Here is a 20838-nt window from a genome sequence, read left to right as displayed (position 1 = left end):
AAGTTTTTTAAGGGCGATTTAGGGGACTTCCAAATAAAACAATATCCCAAAACTAACGCAAAAATTCTCTCTATCTCTTCTCCCTCTGTGTTCTCTGTGTCTCTGTGGTTCGTTTATTTGGATAATTTATTTCTTGGAAGTCCCTAGCATAAAATTAGCTCAAACTAGCTCGTGGTTTCTTGCTGTCAAGATTCAACTCTATGGACAAACCTTCTTTGTATGACCAAGACTTCTATGGCTGGACACAGCAGCAGGCTAAAGCGTTAGAGCAGAGGCTAGTTATGGAACTAGACTGGCAACACCTTCAAGAAGAAATTCAAGCTTTGGGGAGACAGGAATATCGGGAACTCGTGAGTCGTCTGAGTGTATTACTTGGTCATCTCTTGAAGTGGAAGTTTCAACCTGAACAACGCTATCGCAGTTGGTTTTTAACAATTCGAGAACAGCGTCGCGCCATCCATAGGCATCTGCGGCAGAACCCTAGCTTAAAGTCTCGAATAGAAGAAGCCTTGTTAGATGGCTTTGAAGCGGGAGTCGATTTGGCGCTACGAGAAACTAATTTACCATTACGAACTTTTCCAGAGCATTGCCCGTATTTGTTTGATGATGCGATCGCAGACAATTTTCTGTGCGATACTCGTCAAGACTGGGAAGGATAATTACTACCATTTTTCTTGTTAATTCATAACATAGGAATTGCCAAAACTACTTAAAGCAATCACCAATCGAAAATTTAAACCCTATTCGTCATTCGTCAAGAAAGGAATCATCATCCTCTAATCGATCATAATATTCCTCTAATTGAGGATAATACTCCTCTAATTGTGGATAATACATTACTTTGTGTAAAGGTGTAACAAACTTCTCGCTTACTAATTCAAAAATATTCAATGTAGCGTCTATAATCTTCACAGCTTTATCGGGAGAAACTTCTATTGGATCATATCTAGGATTTATAGTTGAGTCTTTAAAATTTTTTTTGCATTTGGAAAATTTTGTATTTCTGATTTTATTTTTTCAGGTAAGGGAAAAATTTGCTTGAAGTCTTTAATTATTTTGAATAGGTTATGCCCATAATTTTTCCTTAAATCATCTTTTTTTACCAGCATTGTTTTTTCTGATAATATATAAGCTTTTAATAGTTTTTCAATTGCTTGTGAAGCTGGAAAAATTACAACTTGATATTGATGACTTCTGATATTTTTTAAAGTAACGATAGCAAGATTTAAATCCTCAATAGCAAAACGAATAAAATCTATTGTTTCAGTAGACAAATAGAAATTATCCTTGAGTTGGTCAGGGATTACAAAAAAATCATTTTCGCTATTCTTCTTTTTATCACGATACTGAACAACATCTTCTAGATATTCTACAGCTAATAATTTTCTTCTCCCACATTTAAAGGAATTTTGTAAATATTCAATTTCTTCTTCTGTTAAATCTTGTTTTACTATTTGCGGTAAATTTGTGCAGTCAATTATATTGCAATTTTCAGTTTTTTCAGGATATATAAAGTAATAAATGTTGCCTTGCAGAACAAATGGAATTTCTTTGATATTTAAATAGTCAGGTGTTATTTTAAATCCATAATTTTCTCTATACCAATTATCAACATTTAATGTATGAAGAAATCGTTCTAATTCGTCATTACTTAATGTTGGGAATCTATTGTTGATGAATCTGTCTGTTAAATCATTTATATCAGGGCATAATTCACCTTGTACTAGACAAATTCTTTCAGCAACAGATTTTTTCTGAGTTCTTAACTTGTAATCTATTCTCGCTATTCGAGCATTTATATCATTTGTGTTCATTCTAAATCAGGTTTTATTAGATAATCTTATAAGCTCTGCAATACTATAACTTGAATTGCAATACTTAGTCAAGGATAATACCAGATTAAGTATACTTGTAGGACTTACGCACTCGTGACGAAAAACTAAGCCTTTGCGATTACTTCGTTTCTCTTCGAGACGCTAACGCGAACACTCGTTATGACGTAAAACCATAGTCCTTACGTAAGTCCTGACTTAGCAAGAATAAAACCATATTTTTATATATGACCAAAATATAACCACTGGCGGGTAACTAATAAATGGTTTTAAAATGGTGCAATCTTAAAATATTTAGGGGTGCAGCTATGTCGCTACGCAATGAGCCTTTAGATTGGCAAGTTGAAATGAACAATCCTTATATACCAGTTTATCATCAAGGGAATTTGGTGGGATTTTTTAAACCAGAATATGCCAGTGAAATTATTAAATCTTTAAATGAAGAAGAAGTTTTAAAGAAAGCGCTGAAAATGGCTTGTACTGATTTAATTAAAAAAATCGGTGGCGATACCAGAAAAGTCAATTATTTAATGGAAAAATATATAAAGACTAGTGAGCGTCCGAAGCATGGAACTAGAGCGATCGCAGTTTTACTTAGAGACAGACAAAAAGAGCTTGACTTGAGTAACCAGGAGTTTGCTAAATTCTGCGACACCTTTAAATTATCTCCTACAGAACTGAATAATATTTATGCTGGAGAAGCATTTGATGATAGTTTGTTAGCGCCTCTTTCACGTATATTAGGGATGGCAAAAGAGCAATTGCTGAAAGTGCGAGATGGTTCTGAAGAATCAAGTAACACATGAACGGCAAATCAAAATATTCAAATGATATAAAATTGTGAAAACAGACATCATCTTTTATCGGCTGTTTCAAGAATTTCCTGATATATTCTTTGAAATTATTGGTAATTCTCCAGAAGAGGCTAGCCTTTATCAATTTTCATCAGTTGAAATCAAACAAACAGCCTTCAGAATCGATGGTGTGTTTTTGCCTACACAAGGAAGCGAAAACCAGATTTACTTTGTTGAAGTGCAATTTCAAGCGGATAGTGAAATTTATTCACGGCTAATTGCAGAAATATGTTTATATCTCCGTCAGAATCAACCATTAAATGACTGGGGTGCTGTGGTTTTATACCCAAACAGGAATGTAGATACAGGAGATATCAAACATTACCGTGAGTTTTTCACAAGTGGGCGCGTCAGGCGCATTTATTTGGATGAATTAGGTGAAGGTGCATCGCTTCCAATTGGCATTGCAACTGCTAAATTAGTAATTGCAACCGACGATATAGCGATCGCACAAGCAAGGGAGTTGATAGACAGAACCAAGTCCGAAATAAATTCACCACCAAAACAGCAGCAATTATTACAATTTATCGAGACTATTTTGGCTTACAAATTTCCTGCAATGAGTAGGGAGGAGATCGAGCAAATGTTTAGCTTAAGCGAGTTAAAGCAAACCAGATTTTATCAGGAAGCCTTTCAGGAAGGCATTGAACAAGGCATTAAACAAGGCATTGAACAAGGTAAGGTTGAAGGGAAACTAAAAGCAGTACCAGCAATGTTGGCAGCAGGGTTGACTGTAGAACAAGTAGCAAAAGCGTTAGATTTGAGTGTCGAAGAAGTCAGACAAGTAGCACAAAGTCAGCCTTAAGATAGATGTGGTAAATTTTATCCGTGGCTCAAGCCAAATTTGGTTTGCGGCTTCCAGACATTTTCACGACGAATTTATAGTTAATTTTTGTTAATATTAGAGGCGGTGTTAGTACTTCGTCCTCAACCACCCACTCCCTACCTGAGAGAAACTTAATGCTGCGACTAGAACATATAAGTAAAATTTATCCCACAGGCGAAGTTCTCAAAGATATCAACTGGGAAGTTAAACCAGGCGATCGCATTGGCTTAGTCGGTGTCAACGGTGCTGGAAAATCTACCCAACTCAAAATCATCTCTGGGGAAATTGAACCCACCGCAGGCGAAATTATCCGTCCTAATAGCTTACACATAGCTTACCTCAACCAAGAGTTTGAAGTAGACCCCACCCGCACCGTTAGAGAAGAATTTTGGACTGTCTTCAAAGAAGCCAACGAAGTACAGTTATCTCTGGCGCACATCCCCCAAGAGATGGAAACAGCTAACCCAGATGAACTAGATCGACTAATCGACAAGTTGGATCGCTTGCAGCGCAAATTTGAAGCCTTGGACGGCTACAACTTAGATGCACGCATCGGGAAAATTTTACCAGAAATGGGGTTTGGGCTAGAAGATGGCGATCGCCTCGTCAGTGCCTTCAGTGGTGGTTGGCAAATGCGGATGAGTTTGGGTAAAATTCTGCTGCAAAAACCCGACTTGTTGCTGCTGGATGAACCGACTAACCACCTAGATTTAGAAACCATTGAGTGGTTGGAAAATTACCTCAGAGGGCTAATTACGCCTATGGTAATAGTCTCCCATGACCGGGAGTTCCTTGACCGCCTCTGCACCCAAATTGTGGAAACTGAACGTGGCGTTTCCAGTACCTACCTTGGTAACTACTCAGCATATTTGGAACAAAAAGCCGAAAGCCAATCAGCACAACTGAGTGCTTACGAACGTCAGCAAAAAGAATTAGAGAAACAGCAAACCTTTGTTGATAGATTCCGTGCCAGTGCTACCCGCAGTACCCAGGCAAAAAGCCGAGAAAAGCAACTCGACAAAATCGAGCGCATTGAAGCACCCATCGCTGGGGTAAGAACTCTCCACTTCCGTTTTCCCCCTGCTCCCCGCAGTGGACGCGAGGTTGTGGACATTAAAGATTTAACTCATCTTTATGGTGATAAAATCTTGTTTTTGGCAGCAAATCTCCTAATTGAAAGAGGCGATCGCATTGCTTTTCTTGGCCCCAACGGTGCTGGAAAATCAACCCTTCTGCGCGTAATTATGGGTATGGAACCACCCACAGAAGGTAGCGTTCAATTAGGGGATCACAACGTTATTCCCGGTTACTTTGAGCAAAATCAAGCTGAAGCTTTAGACTTGAAGAAAACTGTCATGGAAACTATCCATGATGAAGTTCCAGACTGGGATAATCAAGAAGTCCGCACGCTTTTGGGACGCTTCTTATTCACTGGTGATACTGTATTTAAGGCAGTTGGGGCATTAAGTGGAGGAGAAAAAGCTCGTCTGGCGTTGGCAAAAATGCTCTTACGTCCCGCGAACTTACTAATTTTAGATGAGCCGACAAACCACCTAGATATTCCAGCGAAAGAAATGCTGGAAGAAGCGCTCAAAAATTATGATGGTACGGCAATTGTAGTTTCCCACGATCGCTACTTTATTTCTCAAGTAGCTAACAAAATCGTCGAAATTCGTGATGGTGAATTCCGGGTTTACTTAGGAGACTATCATTACTATCTCCAGAAAATTGCCGAAGAAAAAGAACAAGCAAAGTTAGCTGCGATCGCTGCTGAAAAAGCTGCTAAAAAAGCTGCAAAAGCTTCCAGTAAAAAGAAATAATAGATCGAGTACAGACTTAGTAGTAGTACTAAAATGCTACTACTAAGTAATCACTTGTTATTAGCGATCGACAACACTACAGAAAAATTGCTAAAGTTTAAAAAATCCTTTAAAAAATTGTAAGTCTTTCATAAAAGAAATTAATAAGCAAAAATTCACTTGCGGCGTGGATTAGCAGTGGTATCATTCGGGTATTACAAAAAGTAAAGGGCAATTTTACTATGACCAAAGCACCTGTTGCTCCTGTGGTGCTAGTCATTTTAGACGGATGGGGCTACTGCGAGGAAAAGCGAGGAAACGCTATTGTTGCTGCTAAAACTCCCATTGTGGAAAGTTTATGGGCAGCTTACCCACATACCCTCATCCGCACATCAGGAAAAGCCGTAGGGTTGCCAGAAGGTCAAATGGGCAACTCGGAAGTAGGTCATTTGAACATTGGTGCTGGGCGAGTTGTACCGCAAGAACTGGTACGCATCTCTGATGCGGTCGAAGACGGTTCTATTGCCTTAAACCCAGCACTCGTCAAAATTTGCCAGGAAGTTCGCTCTCGGAATAGCAAGCTGCATCTAGTAGGGCTTTGTTCTGAGGGAGGGGTACATTCGCATATCACCCATCTATTCGGACTACTTGACTTAGCTAAAGACCAGCGAATTCCAGAAGTTTGTATTCACGCCATTACCGATGGTCGTGACACCGCCCCAACTGACGGTGTAAGAGCAATCACACTGCTGCAAAATTATATAGACCGTACAGGAATTGGGCGCATAGTCACCCTCAGCGGTCGCTACTACGCGATGGATCGCGATCACCGTTGGGATCGGGTAAAACGCGCCTACGACGTGATGACCCAAGATGGTACAGGTGATAATCGCACGGCTGTGGAAATCTTGCAAGAATCTTACGCCGAAGGGGTAAAAGATGAATTTATCAACCCCATCCGAATTGCACCCGGCGCAATAGAACCAGGGGATGGAGTGATATTTTTCAACTTCCGCCCCGATCGCTCCAGACAACTGACTCAAGCTTTGGTCAGTCCCACATTTAACGGTTTTGAAAGACAGCAAATCACACCACTGTCTTTTGTCACCTTTACACAGTATGATCCAGACTTACCCTTGGCTGTAGCCTTTGAGCCTCAGAATCTCAGTAACATTCTGGGAGAAGTTATAGCTAATCATGGTCTGAATCAATTTCGCACCGCCGAAACCGAAAAATATGCCCATGTTACCTATTTCTTTAATGGTGGTCTGGAGGAACCTTTTGCTGGAGAAGATCGGGAACTAGTAAGCAGCCCGATGGTAGCGACTTACGATCGCGCCCCAGCGATGTCGGCAGCAGCAGTTACAGATGTGGCGATCGCAGCGATTCAAAAGGGTATATATTCCCTAGTTGTGATTAACTATGCCAACCCAGACATGGTAGGGCATACTGGTCAAATTGAAGCTACCATTACAGCAGTTGAGACAGTTGATCGCTGTTTGGGACGCTTGTTAGAGAGCGTTATCAAAGCCGGTGGTACAACAATTATTACTGCTGATCACGGCAACGCTGAGTATATGCTAGATGAAGGGGGTAATCCCTGGACAGCTCATACTACTAACCCAGTCCCCTTAATTTTGGTAGAAGGCGAGAAAGTCAAAATCCCTGGATATGGTACAAATGTCGAACTGCGAAGCGATGGCAAGCTATCCGACATCGCCCCCACAATTCTAGAGATTTTACAGCTGCCTCAGCCACCAGAGATGACAGGGCGATCGCTGCTGAAAACAGCAGAATATGAGTTGCAACGCACTCGCACTCCCGTACAAGTGGGGCTGTAAAAGAGTCCTGAGTAGTGAGTTAGGAGTTCACTAAAAACTCCTAACTCATGAATTCTGAATTCTGTTTTTTGAAACTTTTTATAAATGACATTCCTACCATGACAGTTAGTAATATCGTGCAAGGCATTTGGGCATTTTCCGCCACTGGTTTGATTATCTTAGTTTTACTGCATAGCCCTAAAGGTGATGGCGTTGGGGCCATTGGGGGACAAGCCCAGCTATTTAGCAGCACCAAGAGCGCAGAAAACACCTTGAACCGAATTACTTGGGCATTGACAGTAGTTTTTCTCGGTTTAACAGTAGTTTTAAGTGCTGGTTGGCTGCCTAAATAAGGATAGGTCAATGGGGAAAAAAACCCAACACCCGATACTTAACACCATAATAAATTTAATTTCACGACGGTTTATTACAGCTCTTGCCTTTTTTATTGGCACTGGGCTGTTAATCGTTTTTACTAATTTCCAGTCGAGTCATGGTTTTACAATAAAACCAAAATCTGCATATTCAGACTTAATAATTTCTCTCCCCATCTCATCTTCTTCAAAACCCCATCCCTTACCGCCCACACTTGCACAGTGGCAAGATAGCACAAACAGTGGTGACTACTTTTCCCAAGTCACAACAACCCAAGTAGGTTATTTAGTCTGGTCGCAATTTCCTATTAGAGTTTACATAGAACTACCAAAAGCCGTTAACGAAAAACAAGCTCAAGCATGGGTTAACGCTGTATTACAAGGTGTACAGGAGTGGAGTACTTATTTACCTTTAACAGTAGTCGAACAGCCAGAAATTGCTGATATTACGATTGTACGAAAAGCGCCACCTTTACAAATTTCCCCTGGTAGTAATATAACCCGTGCGCGATCGGCACAAACTACTTACGAGTTATACACCAGCAACAAAGTTTTATCCCACCGCTTCACCATCTTATTAAGCCCCAGTCAAACAGGTGAGTATCTCATTGCAGCTAGCCGCCACGAATTTGGCCATGCACTGGGAATTTGGGGTCATAGTCCGCTACAAACTGATGCCTTATATTTTTCCCAAGTTCGTAACCCCTCGCCTATTTCTCCCAGAGATGTAAATACTCTAAAGCGGGTTTATGAACAGCCAACTACTTTGGGATGGTCTTTAGTGGATAATTCAGCGACTTAATTTTATGGTGTTGCTGAGTTAAAATATGAATATGTTTTATGTAAAAAATCAAAATTTAAGATTAAGGCAACCAATTTTTATCCAAAATTTTCTCTAAGGTATAAGCACATAATTTAGGTGAATTGGTTAAATTTGTTTTAGCTTTAACATAATCTAAGGCATTGCTATAAATTATGCTGAGATTCTCCTCTAAATGATTGCGTAAATTGACACTTAAATCTTCATTTAGTTGGTTCCGAAAACTAATAATTTCCGCTGCCCAATGATTAGCATTTTTTGGCTTTTCTAAATCCCAATATTGATAAAGTAATAAATGTCTAATAATCTGTTCTAACAGACTTTTTACTCGCCTTTTCTCGTTTTTAGCCAAATCTTCCAGTTCTTCTATTAAGTTTTCATAGTCAACTTCTGCTAATTGCCTAGCTCTGAGACATTTAATAGTCTCCTCTAACCATTGCAGGTAATTGGATTCATATAATGTTTTTAGGTCAATAATTGTAGTCATTTTTTAATTTTATTATTTATTCCATTAAGTCATTCTAGCGTTGTATATACAATGTATTTTATATGTGTTGCTTGATACGAGAATTAAATTATGGAAAGCGAAGAATTTTTCCAGCGATATGATGCTGGAGAGCGGGACTTTAGCGGTGTTGATTTGAGAAGAGTTATGAATTTCCATTACAGAGTACCCATCTTTAGGGATGCCATACTCAAAGGTGCGAATCTGAGTGGAATCACTAGATATCGTATTGATTTCAGTGGAGCCGACTTGAGTAACGCCTGTTTGGAAGGAACCGACATCAAGTACGCCAACTTGAGGCGAACTAACTTGAGTGGTGCTAATTTGAGGAATGCTAATTTGGCTGAAACTGACCTCAGTTTTGCTGACTTGAGAGGTGCTGATATGACTGGAGTTGATCTGAGTCGCGCCAACCTGACTGATGCCAACTTGCTGGGGGCTAACTGGAGTTCCATTATTCAAGAAGGAACCCTTTTCTGTAATACCACTATGCAAGATGGGAGTATTTATAGCGATCCCAGCAGGGTAATTAAGGTTGAGGAATTGCTCCAACGTTATGCCAATGGGGAGAGAAAGTTTTTCGGCGTAGTTATCCATCGCGCCAACCTCGAAGGAGCTGATTTGCGCGGCATTGCATTGAGTCGAGCTATCTTGAGTCACGCTAACTTGAGGGGTGCTAACTTGGAAGAGGCTAGCTTGAATAAGCTCAATTTCTGGGGTGCCAACTTGAGTGATGCCAATCTCGCTGGTGCTGAAATGAACCATGCTGACTTGAGGGACACCAACTTGAGAGGTGCTGACTTGAATGGTGCTGATATGGTCGCTGTTGACTTGAGTGGTGCCGATATGACTGATGCTATATGGGAGGACGCTTGGCTCTTGGATGCCAGATTGTGGAATACTATTTGTCCCAATGGGGAAGTTGTTGTTGAACGCTGTTCCATTGGTGGTGAACGCCGAAGAAGTCTCTATTAAAACAGATATATCTTCTTCACTGGCTAGAAGAGATGCTGTAGCGGGCCGTCCTTTCAAAGCATTCCTAATATTTTCATTACCAATATTAGATAAGAAGTTAAAACTATCACCGCCTGTTGCCTGAGCATTAAAAATATTTTCAAGTTCTAATCGCCAAATATCGGGATTTCGCCACTGTCCTGTGATGATTATTAGAGCAAGGTTAAAACCTAGCACCTAATATAAGACTGATGAAGAAAAGCTAAACTGCACCTAATGCATCTGGAGAACACTGATAAGCATAAAAATGCGTAGGCGTAGGCATCGCACTTCCTCCCTTTCCTTACGCTCTACGACTGAGTGGTAGAGGTCGCTGCGCTAAAACTCCTTTATACAGTTCTTCCAGCAGACTAATATTTTTACTAAGGGTATAGCGGTCTAATACACGCTGTCTTGCTTTTTGACCCAGTAGGGTTGTTAACTCTGGATGGTCTTGCAATACTGGTAAGAGCGTTCTCAATTGCGATCGCGCTGTTTTGGTACTAATAACTACACCTGCACCCTTTTCCAATACTTCTCCATCTGCACCCACATCTGTTGCTAAACAAGCCAACCCACACGACATTCCTTCTAACAGAGATAAGGACAAACCCTCTACCAATGAAGGCAAAACAAATACATCTGCGCCCCGCAAAATTTCGATGCGTCGGTCTTCATCAGCGACAAATCCCAACCAGATAATGCCGTATTCTGAACCAAAAAACGGCTCTAAGGAAGACTTTAAAGGGCCGTCGCCAACAATTAGTAACTTACTACCAGGCGCCATTGCCGACTGCTTCCAAGCCCGGAGGAGAGCTTCAACATTTTTCTCTGGCGCTATGCGACCCTGATAGACAAACAAGCGTTCGGCTTTTAATTCTGCTTTTATTTGAGAAAATCCTGGAGAATACTTGGCGGTATCAACACCGTTGGGAATTACGGCAATATTTTCTTCTCTTACGCCCATCCCTGCCAATAATTCTCGCTGAATTTGGGAAAATACAATCACGCGATCGTAGTTAACTAAAAAAGGCGCGTAGAGCTGATAAGCCAAAAGTTGTGTTCCCGATACCAGCTTTGCCCCCTTGCCAGCAAATGGTGTGTGAAAAGTGGCAACTAAGGGCAACCTCAGTTCCTCACAGATTTCTGGTAGAAAAAAGTCTAGAGGAGATAAAGTCAAGGAAGCATGGACTACATCTGGTTTGATTTCCCGCAGTGAATCGGTTAAAACTTTGGTGGCTTTAAAAGTGGGAATTGTGTAAACCTGGGACTTGTAAATGAAAGGTAGGGAAACCTCTTGAAGATTTGGCCAATTATCAGGTTCAGACTCTTCCTGGGCGAAGTGAAGAAAGCTAACTTGATGTCCCCTATCTAACAAGGCATTTGTAATTTCTCGACTGTAGGTAACATTGCCGCAAAAGGGTGATTTTTTTCCAATCCAGGCTATACGCATTCTTTATTTAGCTGTAAGAAAAGCGGGTTTAATCTATTACTTAGTGTCCTTTGTGATTTTCCTTTTATCTAGCTATACTTGCTGGTTTTTTAATTTATTAAAAATTCCCAAAACTTTCTACTAGTTTAAAAAGCTTATTGTCAGCTGATTAAACCAGTGGATTGATGGCTTTATTTATTTTAGTTATAAGTTGTTAATTTCTGATATTTCAACAACTTATTCCGACTAATGTCAGATTCATATCCGGCAAGTATGTGATAAATTTTCACTGACCACAGTTTACCATGAATGCAAAAGCTTTAAGTAAATATTAATTACCTCAAGGTAATGAATAATAACTCCTGTTAGCTGATAACTACTTGTGCGAGTTATACCAGGTTAATATACCTCCTGAAAAGACGATCGCAGCTAATCCCAAAAAAACTACCTGTAATCCCAGAAAGGTTTCTGCGACACCAGCTAATGCTAAAGGTAAGGAGAGGGCAATATTAATTACATTGTTCTGCAAGCCAAAAACTTTACCACGCATTTCTGGAGGTGTTTCTGTTTGGATTGCTGTTTGCATAGGAATTCCCACTAGCGCCCCAAAGATACCTAATAGCGCCACCAGTAACAAGACTAGCCACAGTTGAGTTGTAAATACTGATAGACCAATTAGGGATGCTGCCATACCCATACAACCACACAGACTTAGCTGAGTATAGGAGAAGCGTTGACCAAATTGACCGAGAATTGTTGCCCCACCAGCGATGCCAACACCACCAGCTGCTAGTAAAAAGCCGAACTGGGAAGCTTTCATGTTGGGAATTATTTCTGCCATCCGAACGGCTAGAACAGTTAATGCTGCAAAGACAGAAAACAAGATAATCAGTTGAAGCAAAGCATTGCGGACACGATGATTTGCTTTGAGATAGGCAAAACCGTCTCGTAAGTCAGAAAATACGTGAGGGAATTCTGTATCGGGGTGGTGGTGTTTTTCCTTAGTTGCCAGAAGGAACAAAACTAGTCCAGCGATCGCATAACTACCACCTACTAAAAGTTCTTTGCCCAAACTACCGCTACCACCAATTTGCGACCAAAGTCCATCTGCGATCGCTAACAACGGTTCTCCAACCGCAAACCCAATAATCACCGATGCCATCATCGTTGTTGTATAAAGCGAATTAGCCGAGAGTAAATGCTGTTCTTCAACTATTAGGGGAATTGCCGCCTGTTCTGCTGGGGCAAAAAACTGCGTCAGAGTCGAAACTAAAAAAGTCACACCCAGAATGATTATAAAACCAACTGGCAGCACTCCTATGGGTTTCCAATCATGAGTCAACCACAGCAGGAAGGGAATTGACAAAACTAGGATGCCGCGCCAAATATTCGTTGCTACCAGTACAGCCTTTTTCGACCAGCGATCGACAAATACGCCAGCAACGGAACCAAACAATACGGCTGGAATAGTAAAAGCCATCATTAAGACTGATACCCAACCACTAATACTCTGATTACTTCCTTGAAATTGAGTATTAATCAAGGCAATCATCAAGACCAAATAAACTTTATCTGCCAGTTGAGAGAAAACTTGACCGCCCCAAAGAGCCAAGAAATTAGGATTTTTTAATACAGGTAAAAATCCTAGCTGTTTTACATTCCCTGCAATAGCTTCTCCACCTGAACCAGACCCATCTAATTTTGGTAATTCTTTTTCTGGAATAGTGGCTACTGGCAAATTATGCACATTGCAAGCGCCATTGCTATCTACCTCAGCAGTGGTTAATTTGTCCTCTGATTGTGTTTCTGATTGGCTTGGAAGATCAGTTTTTGGGATCTTCTCTGTCCAACTTTGATCGTTTTGAGAAACGTCTTTTGGGGACATTTCTTGGCCATTTATTTGACTAGGTGTACACTTGGGAACAGCACTCAAGTGATTCCTGACTGTAGGATCTGATATCCTATTCTGTTTTTTGGCGAGGCTAGGTGACAAAGGCAGGATTTTTTTATCTAAATCAGACGGTTGCATCATGGTTGGCAGCAAAATAAGAGTCGATCAAGGTAGCAGAGCGAATAGGGCGACCTAATTGATACTGAGCATACTGGCGCAAAATCTGCTCAACAGATAACCAGTCATGATCTCTAGCACCATCAATTTGCATTATCTCTGGTTGTGACAGATGTTGAAGCAAAGTCAGTTCCATAGCGCTTAGATGGCAAGAAATCACAGGTATTTCTTGCCGATGCACAACAATTGTTTGGGCATTGGGCATTGCAGATGGGGCATTGCGCATAGGGTATTGGTCATTAATCTCCCCCTGCTCCTGTGCTCCTGTGCTCCTGTACTCCTGTGCCCTCATACTCTCCTGTTTTCGTAAGCGTTCCCTAGCTTCTAAGGAAACCGTTCCACCCGCAGGGATGCTAAATCCTACCTGCCAGTTGGGGTCTGTGAAGTCTGGCTTAAGGGAACGTTGAGATAAACAACAGATTTGCACTTGTGGCGTCAGTCCTGCTAAGGCTAAAAGGTGAAATACACCATGAGCCAGATGAGCTAAAACACCAGATGGATTTACACTAGACACCCCCTCTAAGCGATGGAGATGTTCATTGAACAAATCATAAAGTTCTTCTTGCGGTTGTTCGCTCAAAGCTTCACACAGAACTATTTCTGCTAAATATTGACTGGCAGCCAGTTTTCCCAAATCTTTAGCTAAACCAGGATAAGTTTTTAATGTCTGTGCTTGAGTAATTTTATCAAGCGATCGCCCTTTGGCAATCAATAGTTCATTCACAACGAACATCCCACTCCTACCGCCCAGGCTGGAGTTGTGCTTACGCGACCCTGGAGCCACGGCTCGAATTAGACCGAATTCTCGTGTCAAAATCGTCACTATTTTATCCGATTCTCCTAGCGCCTGGGTTTTAAGATTAATACCAGTTGCTTTGTAGGTTCTACTCATTACTCATTAGTCATTAGTCACTAGTCATTAGTAAGTTATTTAGCCATTAGTCATTGAGCAAGGGTCATTAGATTAGGACAAATGACATAGACGCTTCTGCGGCTTCCCGCAGGGTAGGACAAATGACAAAGGACAAATGACTATTCACCCTTTCCCAGGTTATCGCGCTGACGGATCAAATCCATACCGCGAGATGTGCCTAATCTAGTAGCACCCGCTACGATTAAGTCTAGGGCTTGATTGATAGTGTGGATACCACCTGAAGCCTTAATTCCCACCCTTTCTTTTGCCAATTCCTGCAAAAGTCGTACATCTGCCACAGTTGCACCACCATTCCAACCTGTACTAGTTTTCAAGAATGCTGCTCCTGCCTCCATAGCTATTTCAGCAGCTATTTTTTTCTCTGCATCTGTCAACAGGTTAGTTTCTAAAATTACCTTGACCGTTTGCCCAGTCTCTTCGCAAATTTCGGCAATCTCCCGGTGGACTTCTTCAGTTTTGCCAGCTTTCAACCAGCCCAAGTTCATAACCACATCCAACTCAGTGGCCCCACTATCCGCTGCTTCTTGAGCTTCGTACAATTTCACGGCTGAAGTCGTTGCACCAGAAGGAAAACCAATAACCGTACAGACTTTGGGGTTTTTACCGTGGAGGAGTTCTACTGCTTGCTTAACATTCGCGGGGAACAGACAAACCGCCGCAAAGTTGAATCTATATGCTTCTTCACACCATTGCTCAACCTGCTCTGGAGTAGCTGTTGGCATTAACAGGGAGTGATCGATGAATGGCGCAATATCAATGTCTGGATAGTCTGCTGCCATCGTGTCTTCTGCCAGTGATTGATTATTAAACTTTATAAAAAATTAAAACATTTCTTATATATATATTAAACCACATTTATTACGAGTTTATTCTGAAAACAAGCTGCTGAATTGTCTTTAATATGGGCTTTACAGATATCCCGGAATTACTACAAGTATTTAAGTTGACGCGAAGTAGTAGTAATACTAGGAATATCAAGAGTGTTTTTTACACTATTTCCTAAGAAATTAATAATAGTTTGGGCCAATGCCTGCGATGCTAAATATGGGACACCATTACCAATAGTTTTAAACATATTAGTGAGTGACATACTTTCTGGAAGTACAAAACTTGCAGGCAAAGATTGGATAGCTAAAGCTTCTGCTACAGAAATCCGCCGGATTTTGTAAGGATGTAAATGTACTTCATTATTTCCATAACAAGCTGTCGGAGAGTAACGCCATCTATGCAGACGTTTGAAAGATTTTTTAGAATCATCTCCTTCATCAATAGCAGCAAATCTTGTGATACCTGCTCTTGGTTGAAAACAGTTTTCAGCATTGGGATGTTTCAGAACGTTATTTTTTCTAAACCAGTATTCAACTGTTAATTCTTCGGGGATGTCATGAGGACAAGGTATTAAAGAATTTTCTTGGAATGGTTCACACTGACGCCAGGGGTAAGCAAAAACTTTTTCGTGAGGATATAAAATATGATTTTTCCAAGGGAAAGATCCCTCATGTAGTAACTTTTTACTACCGATTTTGATCCCTATGTCCTGAAGAAAATTATTTTTGAAGCCAATTAGAATAATTCTTTCTCTATCTTGGGGTACACCATATTCGATAGCATTAATTAACCGCTCTGTTAATATATAGCCTGCTCCATGTAATTGTTGCTTGAGCGATTCAAAAAAGAAACGGTGTTTTGTTGTCTTCCATAAACCCTTAACGTTCTCAAATAAAAAGAAATCTGGAAGATTGCGGCAAATTAATTCTATATATGCAGCGGAAAGTTTACCATTATCTCCTACACTGCCTCTATTTTTTCCACCAATAGAAAAATCAGGGCAGGGAGGCCCACCGATGAAACCAATTATATTATGAGATTTGCGGCAGTCTTTGACTAATTCTTGAAGGTGTTGTGCTTCTTTTCCGACAATAAGTTTTGTTACATCTGCTGCTTCACCGTGATGATATCCATATTCAGGCGATCGCATTTTCAGAACTTCCCGTGAATGGCGATAGGCGGCAATGAATGGGGCGAAGATTTCATTGACATAAACAATATTAAAACCGCTGGTTTCAAAACCTAAATCTAGCAAACCGGAACCAGCAAAAAAGGAAAAAATACAAGGGCGATCGCTCATTGAATTACACTAGTACGATCAAAAAATCTTATTAATATTCAGATTCTAGGAAAATGGGTTATGTGCGTAACTTATAGAGAGAGTTAATACTAACTATCCCAATTTGGTTTGAAGAGTTGGTAAAACCTAATATACTTAGGGCTTCTACGTAAGTACCAATCAAAAAATAACAATTGAAAAACTGCTTAAATAGTAAAAAAATTTTATAGTTTCCCTAAGTATTACATCTCAAAGTTTACTCAATCTTTAAGGAAAATACCTGACAGAAAAACAGTCTGGAGTCACAATTAAATATAGGGTTTTCCAAGCCCAAATGATATTTCAGACAAATATTTGTCACTAAATAAAAAACCGGGGTACTTCGGACTAAATTTTTATGCGGATTTTAATTTACTCCTACAACTACTATCCAGAACCGATTGGTATTGCCCCACTAATGACTGAATTAGCAGAGGGACTAGTGAAACGTGGGCATGAAGTGCGTGTAGTCACCGCTATGCCCAATTACCCTGAGCGGCAAATTTACCAGGAATATCGGGGTAAATGGTATGTCAACGAATACAAAAATGGTGTTCAAATTCAACGCAGTTACGTTTGGATTCGTCCACAACCCAACCTATTAGATAGGGTGTTATTAGATGCTAGTTTCGTCGTCACTAGCTTTGTACCCGCCCTTATCGGTTGGCGCCCAGATGTGATTCTCTCAACGTCACCATCCTTGCCAAGCTGTGTACCAGTTGCTCTTTTAGGATGGTTACGTGCTTGTCCTGTGATTTTAAATCTACAAGATATATTACCAGAAGCAGCCGTCCATGTCGGTCTACTGAAAAATAAATTACTTATCCGGTTGTTTACATTATTGGAAAAATTTGCCTATAGCAGTGCCAGTAAAATTAGCGTCATCGCCGATGGGTTTGTGGACAATTTGCGAGCTAAGGGCGTAGAAGCTGAGAAAATTGTGCAAATTCCCAACTGGGTTGATGTAAATTTTATCCGCCCTTTGCCTAAAGAGGATAACCCTTTCCGCACAGCACATAATCTAGACGGCAAATTTGTAGTACTTTATTCTGGTAACATCGCCTTAACTCAAGGTTTAGAAAGCGTCATCAAAGCTGCTTCTGTATTGCGCCATATCCCAGATATTGTCTTTGTCATCGTCGGAGAGGCAAAAGGTTTACAGCGATTGCAACAGGAATGTCTAGACTGCGGCGCAGATAATGTGTTGTTACTGCCATTTCAACCCCGCAAAGATTTGCCACAAATGTTAGCAGCGGCGGATATTGGTTTAGTGGTGCAAAAGAAAAATGTTGTATCCTTCAATATGCCCTCAAAAATTCAAGTGCTACTTGCTAGTGGAGGGGCCTTAGTTGCCTCAGTCCCCGACAATGGTACGGCAGCAAGAGCCATTAGACAAAGTGGCGGCGGAGTTATCGTTCCTCCAGAAGATCCCCAAGCTTTAGCGATGGCAATTTTAGATTTGTACCAAAACCCCGAAAAAGTCAAAACTCTAGGTTATAAAAGTCGCAAATATGCCGTTGAAAACTATGCTTTTGAGCAAGCTTTAAATCAGTATGAATCCTTGTGTTACTCATTGACGGCAGAACGTGGATCAATTCAGTCCACAAGAGTTACGAAACAAGAAGTTTAATTTACAGCAGTGGGGTTGATTACACAAAATGCTAAGCTTAAAACCCTACCGATTCTGCTCCAGTTACTCTGGCTGTTGCAGCCTGATTTTCGCATCCTGTTTAGGCTGGGCTAGTACTTAAACTGCATCTACCTTGAAAACGTAGTTTTTTGAATTAGGGTAAAGCTCAAAACTCAAGCCACGACTGAATAATATACTCTCCTGATCAAACTCTAGGTTTCTAAATAGACGGGGTTTAGTAGGTAAAGGTTGTACGAATGGTACCAATATAAATGCTGCCATTACTATGATTATGTTCTGGATTCGTAATCACGAATAATCCCGGAGTTATGGCCAGATTATCCGTGACTTGAAAGTGGTAAAAAGCTTCCAGATGTAAAGATGTATCCTCATCTTTGAAGTCATCACCGAAACTATTATGAGTCACTTTGGGAGGTTGACCCACAGTAAATCCTGCAAAGCTGCCTTTTCGTCCGATATCTCTGAGAGCTAGTAGAACTGCCCATGTGAAGATCGACGCATTGGGATCTGCTGGTAAGTCTTCTGCTTTTGCATGAATAAAACCAACTCGGCCACCGAGGGTAATAACTGGGCTAAGTTGCCAAGCAACTTCTGCACCAAATGAATTAGCAACGATCGCATCTGCCTCATCATTAAATGGATCGCTGGTTAATTCGCTTCCTGTTCCCGTCTTCAAATTGTTATGAGAGTGAATATAGGTAAGGCTGAGTTCTGTTGTTTTAGTGGGTTCGAGGGTTAGTTGAGCGATCGCTGCGTAAGGGCTAGCAAAAATTCCCTTCTCTGAATTAGCTGCATTGTTGTTGATATATGCTAATGACAAATTCACAGCATCATTGAAATTATGAGAAATACCGATACCTGCCCCACCACCTTGCCGACGAATGGGATTTTCTCGCCCAAATGTAGAAATCGATCCGTCTTCACTACCGCTAAAAAGAGGATTGACACTAGGAACAAAGTCGCCTAATCCTCCTCCCGACGCATACAAAGTCATGCGGGTTTCTTTACCTAGTGGAAATCTATACTCTAGCTCATCTACTTCCATCTCATTGTCATCGTCACCATCAAATCCCAAATTTGTCATTTGAGTTCCAGTCACATCTTCTAATTCTGGTGTGTTCCTTGCTTGTAAGCGCACTTGCAATTTATCTTTTCCAGTAAAACTGCTTACGAAGCTTAGACGGACGCGATCGCTTAATACTAAATTTTCATTTATTGGTTTACTGCTGTTGGCTCTCTTTTCACCAGCAAATCCAGTTACAGCAAAGATGGCCTGTGCCTCAAGCTTAACATGGGGTGAAAACTGTTGCGTTTCTAATGCAGCAACGTTGGTTTCTAATAAAGTAACTCGTTTTTCAAGTGTTTTTAATTCTGCCGATAATTCTGAAACAGATGTAATTTTACTTAATGCATGATTATCAGCATTAGATTCACTAAAGTTATTAGGTTTATCGGGAATCGGTGTTGCAATAGCTGGAGTTATGGTACTCAAAGTGCATGAGATAATTAAACTAATTAAGCGAAATTGTCGCCAATAAGTTGAAGCTAACAATGCTTTCTCCTGAAAATTAGCAATTAGAATATAAGAATTTGAATATCAAGACGAACCGCAGAGGTGCAGAGAACGTAGAGAGAATAAGGAGATATTTTTACGAAAGATTGGGATTGTTATAGAAAATAAGAGTTTAAATCATGATACATTTCTAATATGCAAACGTTGTTCACATAGATTTAATAATTTTTCTGTAAAAGGACGACGTTCTAATAATTGTGTGCTGATGTGAATATGTCGTACCAATGTTAAGGTAATGTAAGATTCAATTGAAGTTTTAAATTCCTCGCTTGTAAGTTGAATAAATCTTTCAGTTAGGGCAGTTTCCCAATCGTGTAATGCTTCTGAATTGCCAAGGATGCGAAGGCTGTACTCTTTAATATGACCAATGAAGTTACCGATATCAATCGCCGGATTACCTTCACAATATAAATCAAGGTCGATGAGATACAAACGAGAACCATTAATAATCACTTGATCGGGATAAAAATCTCGATGGATACCACAGTGTTTTTGTTCTAAAGTATTTTTTCCTAAATGATTAGATGCTGCTAATATTTGTTCTAAGCGTTCTCTCCATTCTGGATATTCTTGGATCACCAATGGAATCCTTTCATTCAAGATTCGCAGTTCGTCAGACATAGTATGAGAACGGCGAGGAGGAATGTTAGTTTGGTGAAGTTTATGAGCAACTTCAGCAATTCGTTTTGCTAGAAAACTGGTATTGGTTTGAGTTAAGAATTGAGTAGCGATGGCTCCGCCAACGCCAGGGGCGAACGCTCCTTGAACTTTTCGCTGTAACCACATCTGCCATTCGGGGATTATCCCTACAGGTTGCGGTACTGAAATTCCATCAGCGCTATCATCTGCAAATCCTTTTTCCCACAAGGATTTTTGTAATTCATAACTATTAAAATCTGTTCCTTTAGCTCGGATTTTGCCAATTAGGGTAATGGTTTGCCCGTGATTATTCAGCAATTCATATTCAATCAAACAACGCCGCCCTGGTTTATGGCGAATGACTTGAATTTTTTGCAGTTGAGCATTTTGAACAATTGGCAAGTACTGAGTGAACCGTTGTTGTACTTCCAATGGATCAAGCGCTGCTGACAAAAATGGCATTTTGGGATCAGTTACACTATTAAAGCGATCGCTGACGAAAACAGTCATATTTATTCGCCTCTAAATATTAACTGGGCGTAAATCTAAAAACTTTTATCCTCTCTACACTT

The 20838-nt window shown here is 40.5% G+C and carries 18 protein-coding genes; 9 read left to right on the top strand and 9 right to left on the bottom strand.

Features of this window, described 5'->3' with window-relative positions; all coding sequences use genetic code 11:
• Positions 1-200 precede the first annotated feature (200 nt).
• Positions 201-659 (top strand): DUF29 domain-containing protein, encoded by a 459-nt coding sequence (locus tag V7K53_RS07395; RefSeq protein WP_335196942.1) that lies wholly within the window; start codon positions 201-203, stop codon positions 657-659.
• Positions 660-953: 294 nt separating this feature from the next.
• On the opposite strand, the gene V7K53_RS07390 is transcribed toward V7K53_RS07395, so the two are convergent.
• Positions 954-1814, bottom strand: coding sequence for a HEPN domain-containing protein (locus V7K53_RS07390; RefSeq protein WP_335196941.1), 861 nt, complete (start codon positions 1812-1814; stop codon positions 954-956).
• Positions 1815-2140: 326 nt separating this feature from the next.
• Here V7K53_RS07390 and V7K53_RS07385 point away from each other — a divergent pair, with 326 nt between their 5' ends.
• From V7K53_RS07385 to V7K53_RS07360, 6 genes are all read left to right on the top strand, one after another.
• The gene (locus V7K53_RS07385) at positions 2141-2638 is read left to right on the top strand and encodes a hypothetical protein (protein WP_335196940.1); all 498 of its coding nucleotides are present in this window, start codon (positions 2141-2143) and stop codon (positions 2636-2638) included.
• 34 nt (positions 2639-2672) lie between these two features.
• Positions 2673-3491 (top strand): Rpn family recombination-promoting nuclease/putative transposase, encoded by an 819-nt coding sequence (locus V7K53_RS07380; protein WP_335196939.1) that lies wholly within the window; start codon positions 2673-2675, stop codon positions 3489-3491.
• Between the two features lie 155 nt (positions 3492-3646).
• Positions 3647-5332, top strand: a complete 1686-nt coding sequence (locus tag V7K53_RS07375; RefSeq protein ID WP_335196938.1) for an ABC-F family ATP-binding cassette domain-containing protein — start codon at positions 3647-3649, stop codon at positions 5330-5332.
• Between the two features lie 221 nt (positions 5333-5553).
• Positions 5554-7152 (top strand): 2,3-bisphosphoglycerate-independent phosphoglycerate mutase, encoded by a 1599-nt coding sequence (gene gpmI, locus V7K53_RS07370; protein WP_335196937.1) that lies wholly within the window; start codon positions 5554-5556, stop codon positions 7150-7152.
• A 98-nt stretch (positions 7153-7250) separates the two neighbouring features.
• Positions 7251-7484 carry a preprotein translocase subunit SecG gene (gene secG / locus V7K53_RS07365; protein WP_099101249.1) on the top strand — a complete coding sequence of 78 codons (234 nt, stop codon included), beginning with the start codon at positions 7251-7253 and terminating at the stop codon, positions 7482-7484.
• Positions 7485-7494: 10 nt separating this feature from the next.
• Positions 7495-8307, top strand: coding sequence for a peptidase (locus V7K53_RS07360; protein WP_335196935.1), 813 nt, complete (start codon positions 7495-7497; stop codon positions 8305-8307).
• 61 nt (positions 8308-8368) lie between these two features.
• On the opposite strand, the gene V7K53_RS07355 is transcribed toward V7K53_RS07360, so the two are convergent.
• Positions 8369-8812 carry a DUF29 domain-containing protein gene (locus V7K53_RS07355; RefSeq protein WP_335196934.1) on the bottom strand — a complete coding sequence of 148 codons (444 nt, stop codon included), beginning with the start codon at positions 8810-8812 and terminating at the stop codon, positions 8369-8371.
• Positions 8813-8902: 90 nt separating this feature from the next.
• On the opposite strand from V7K53_RS07355, the gene V7K53_RS07350 reads away from it, so the two are divergent.
• Complete coding sequence (locus V7K53_RS07350; RefSeq protein ID WP_335050964.1) at positions 8903-9805, top strand: pentapeptide repeat-containing protein; 903 nt, start codon at positions 8903-8905, stop codon at positions 9803-9805.
• 322 nt (positions 9806-10127) lie between these two features.
• Here the strand turns inward: V7K53_RS07350 and V7K53_RS07345 are convergent, their stop codons facing one another.
• From V7K53_RS07345 to V7K53_RS07325, 5 genes are all read right to left on the bottom strand, one after another.
• Positions 10128-11276: a glycosyltransferase family 4 protein gene (locus V7K53_RS07345; protein WP_335196933.1), complete on the bottom strand. Its 1149-nt coding sequence runs from the start codon at positions 11274-11276 to the stop codon at positions 10128-10130.
• Between the two features lie 355 nt (positions 11277-11631).
• Positions 11632-13284, bottom strand: a complete 1653-nt coding sequence (locus tag V7K53_RS07340; RefSeq protein WP_335197022.1) for an MFS transporter — start codon at positions 13282-13284, stop codon at positions 11632-11634.
• Positions 13271-14215, bottom strand: a complete 945-nt coding sequence (gene recO / locus V7K53_RS07335) for a DNA repair protein RecO (protein ID WP_335196932.1) — start codon at positions 14213-14215, stop codon at positions 13271-13273. The genes V7K53_RS07340 and recO overlap by 14 nt, the downstream gene beginning before the upstream one ends.
• 140 nt (positions 14216-14355) lie before the next feature.
• Positions 14356-15036: a deoxyribose-phosphate aldolase gene (gene deoC / locus V7K53_RS07330; RefSeq protein WP_292729187.1), complete on the bottom strand. Its 681-nt coding sequence runs from the start codon at positions 15034-15036 to the stop codon at positions 14356-14358.
• A 149-nt stretch (positions 15037-15185) separates the two neighbouring features.
• The gene (locus V7K53_RS07325) at positions 15186-16385 is read right to left on the bottom strand and encodes a DNA cytosine methyltransferase (protein WP_335196931.1); all 1200 of its coding nucleotides are present in this window, start codon (positions 16383-16385) and stop codon (positions 15186-15188) included.
• Between the two features lie 376 nt (positions 16386-16761).
• Between V7K53_RS07325 and V7K53_RS07320 the strand changes: the two genes are divergently transcribed.
• Entirely contained in the window at positions 16762-18033 is a 1272-nt protein-coding gene (locus V7K53_RS07320; protein WP_335196930.1) for a WcaI family glycosyltransferase, read from the top strand.
• A gap of 235 nt (positions 18034-18268) precedes the next feature.
• On the opposite strand, the gene V7K53_RS07315 is transcribed toward V7K53_RS07320, so the two are convergent.
• Positions 18269-19606 (bottom strand): iron uptake porin, encoded by a 1338-nt coding sequence (locus V7K53_RS07315; RefSeq protein WP_335196929.1) that lies wholly within the window; start codon positions 19604-19606, stop codon positions 18269-18271.
• Between the two features lie 138 nt (positions 19607-19744).
• Positions 19745-20776: a phosphotransferase family protein gene (locus tag V7K53_RS07310; protein ID WP_335196928.1), complete on the bottom strand. Its 1032-nt coding sequence runs from the start codon at positions 20774-20776 to the stop codon at positions 19745-19747.
• Between the last annotated feature and the right edge of the window lie 62 nt (positions 20777-20838).

This window comes from Nostoc sp. (assembly GCF_036917355.1).
In the GTDB taxonomy this organism is placed as follows: Bacteria; Cyanobacteriota; Cyanobacteriia; order Cyanobacteriales; family Nostocaceae; genus Nostoc.
The sequence above is the reverse complement of the archived record's forward strand: the minus strand, read 5'-3'. Positions and strand labels throughout refer to the sequence as shown.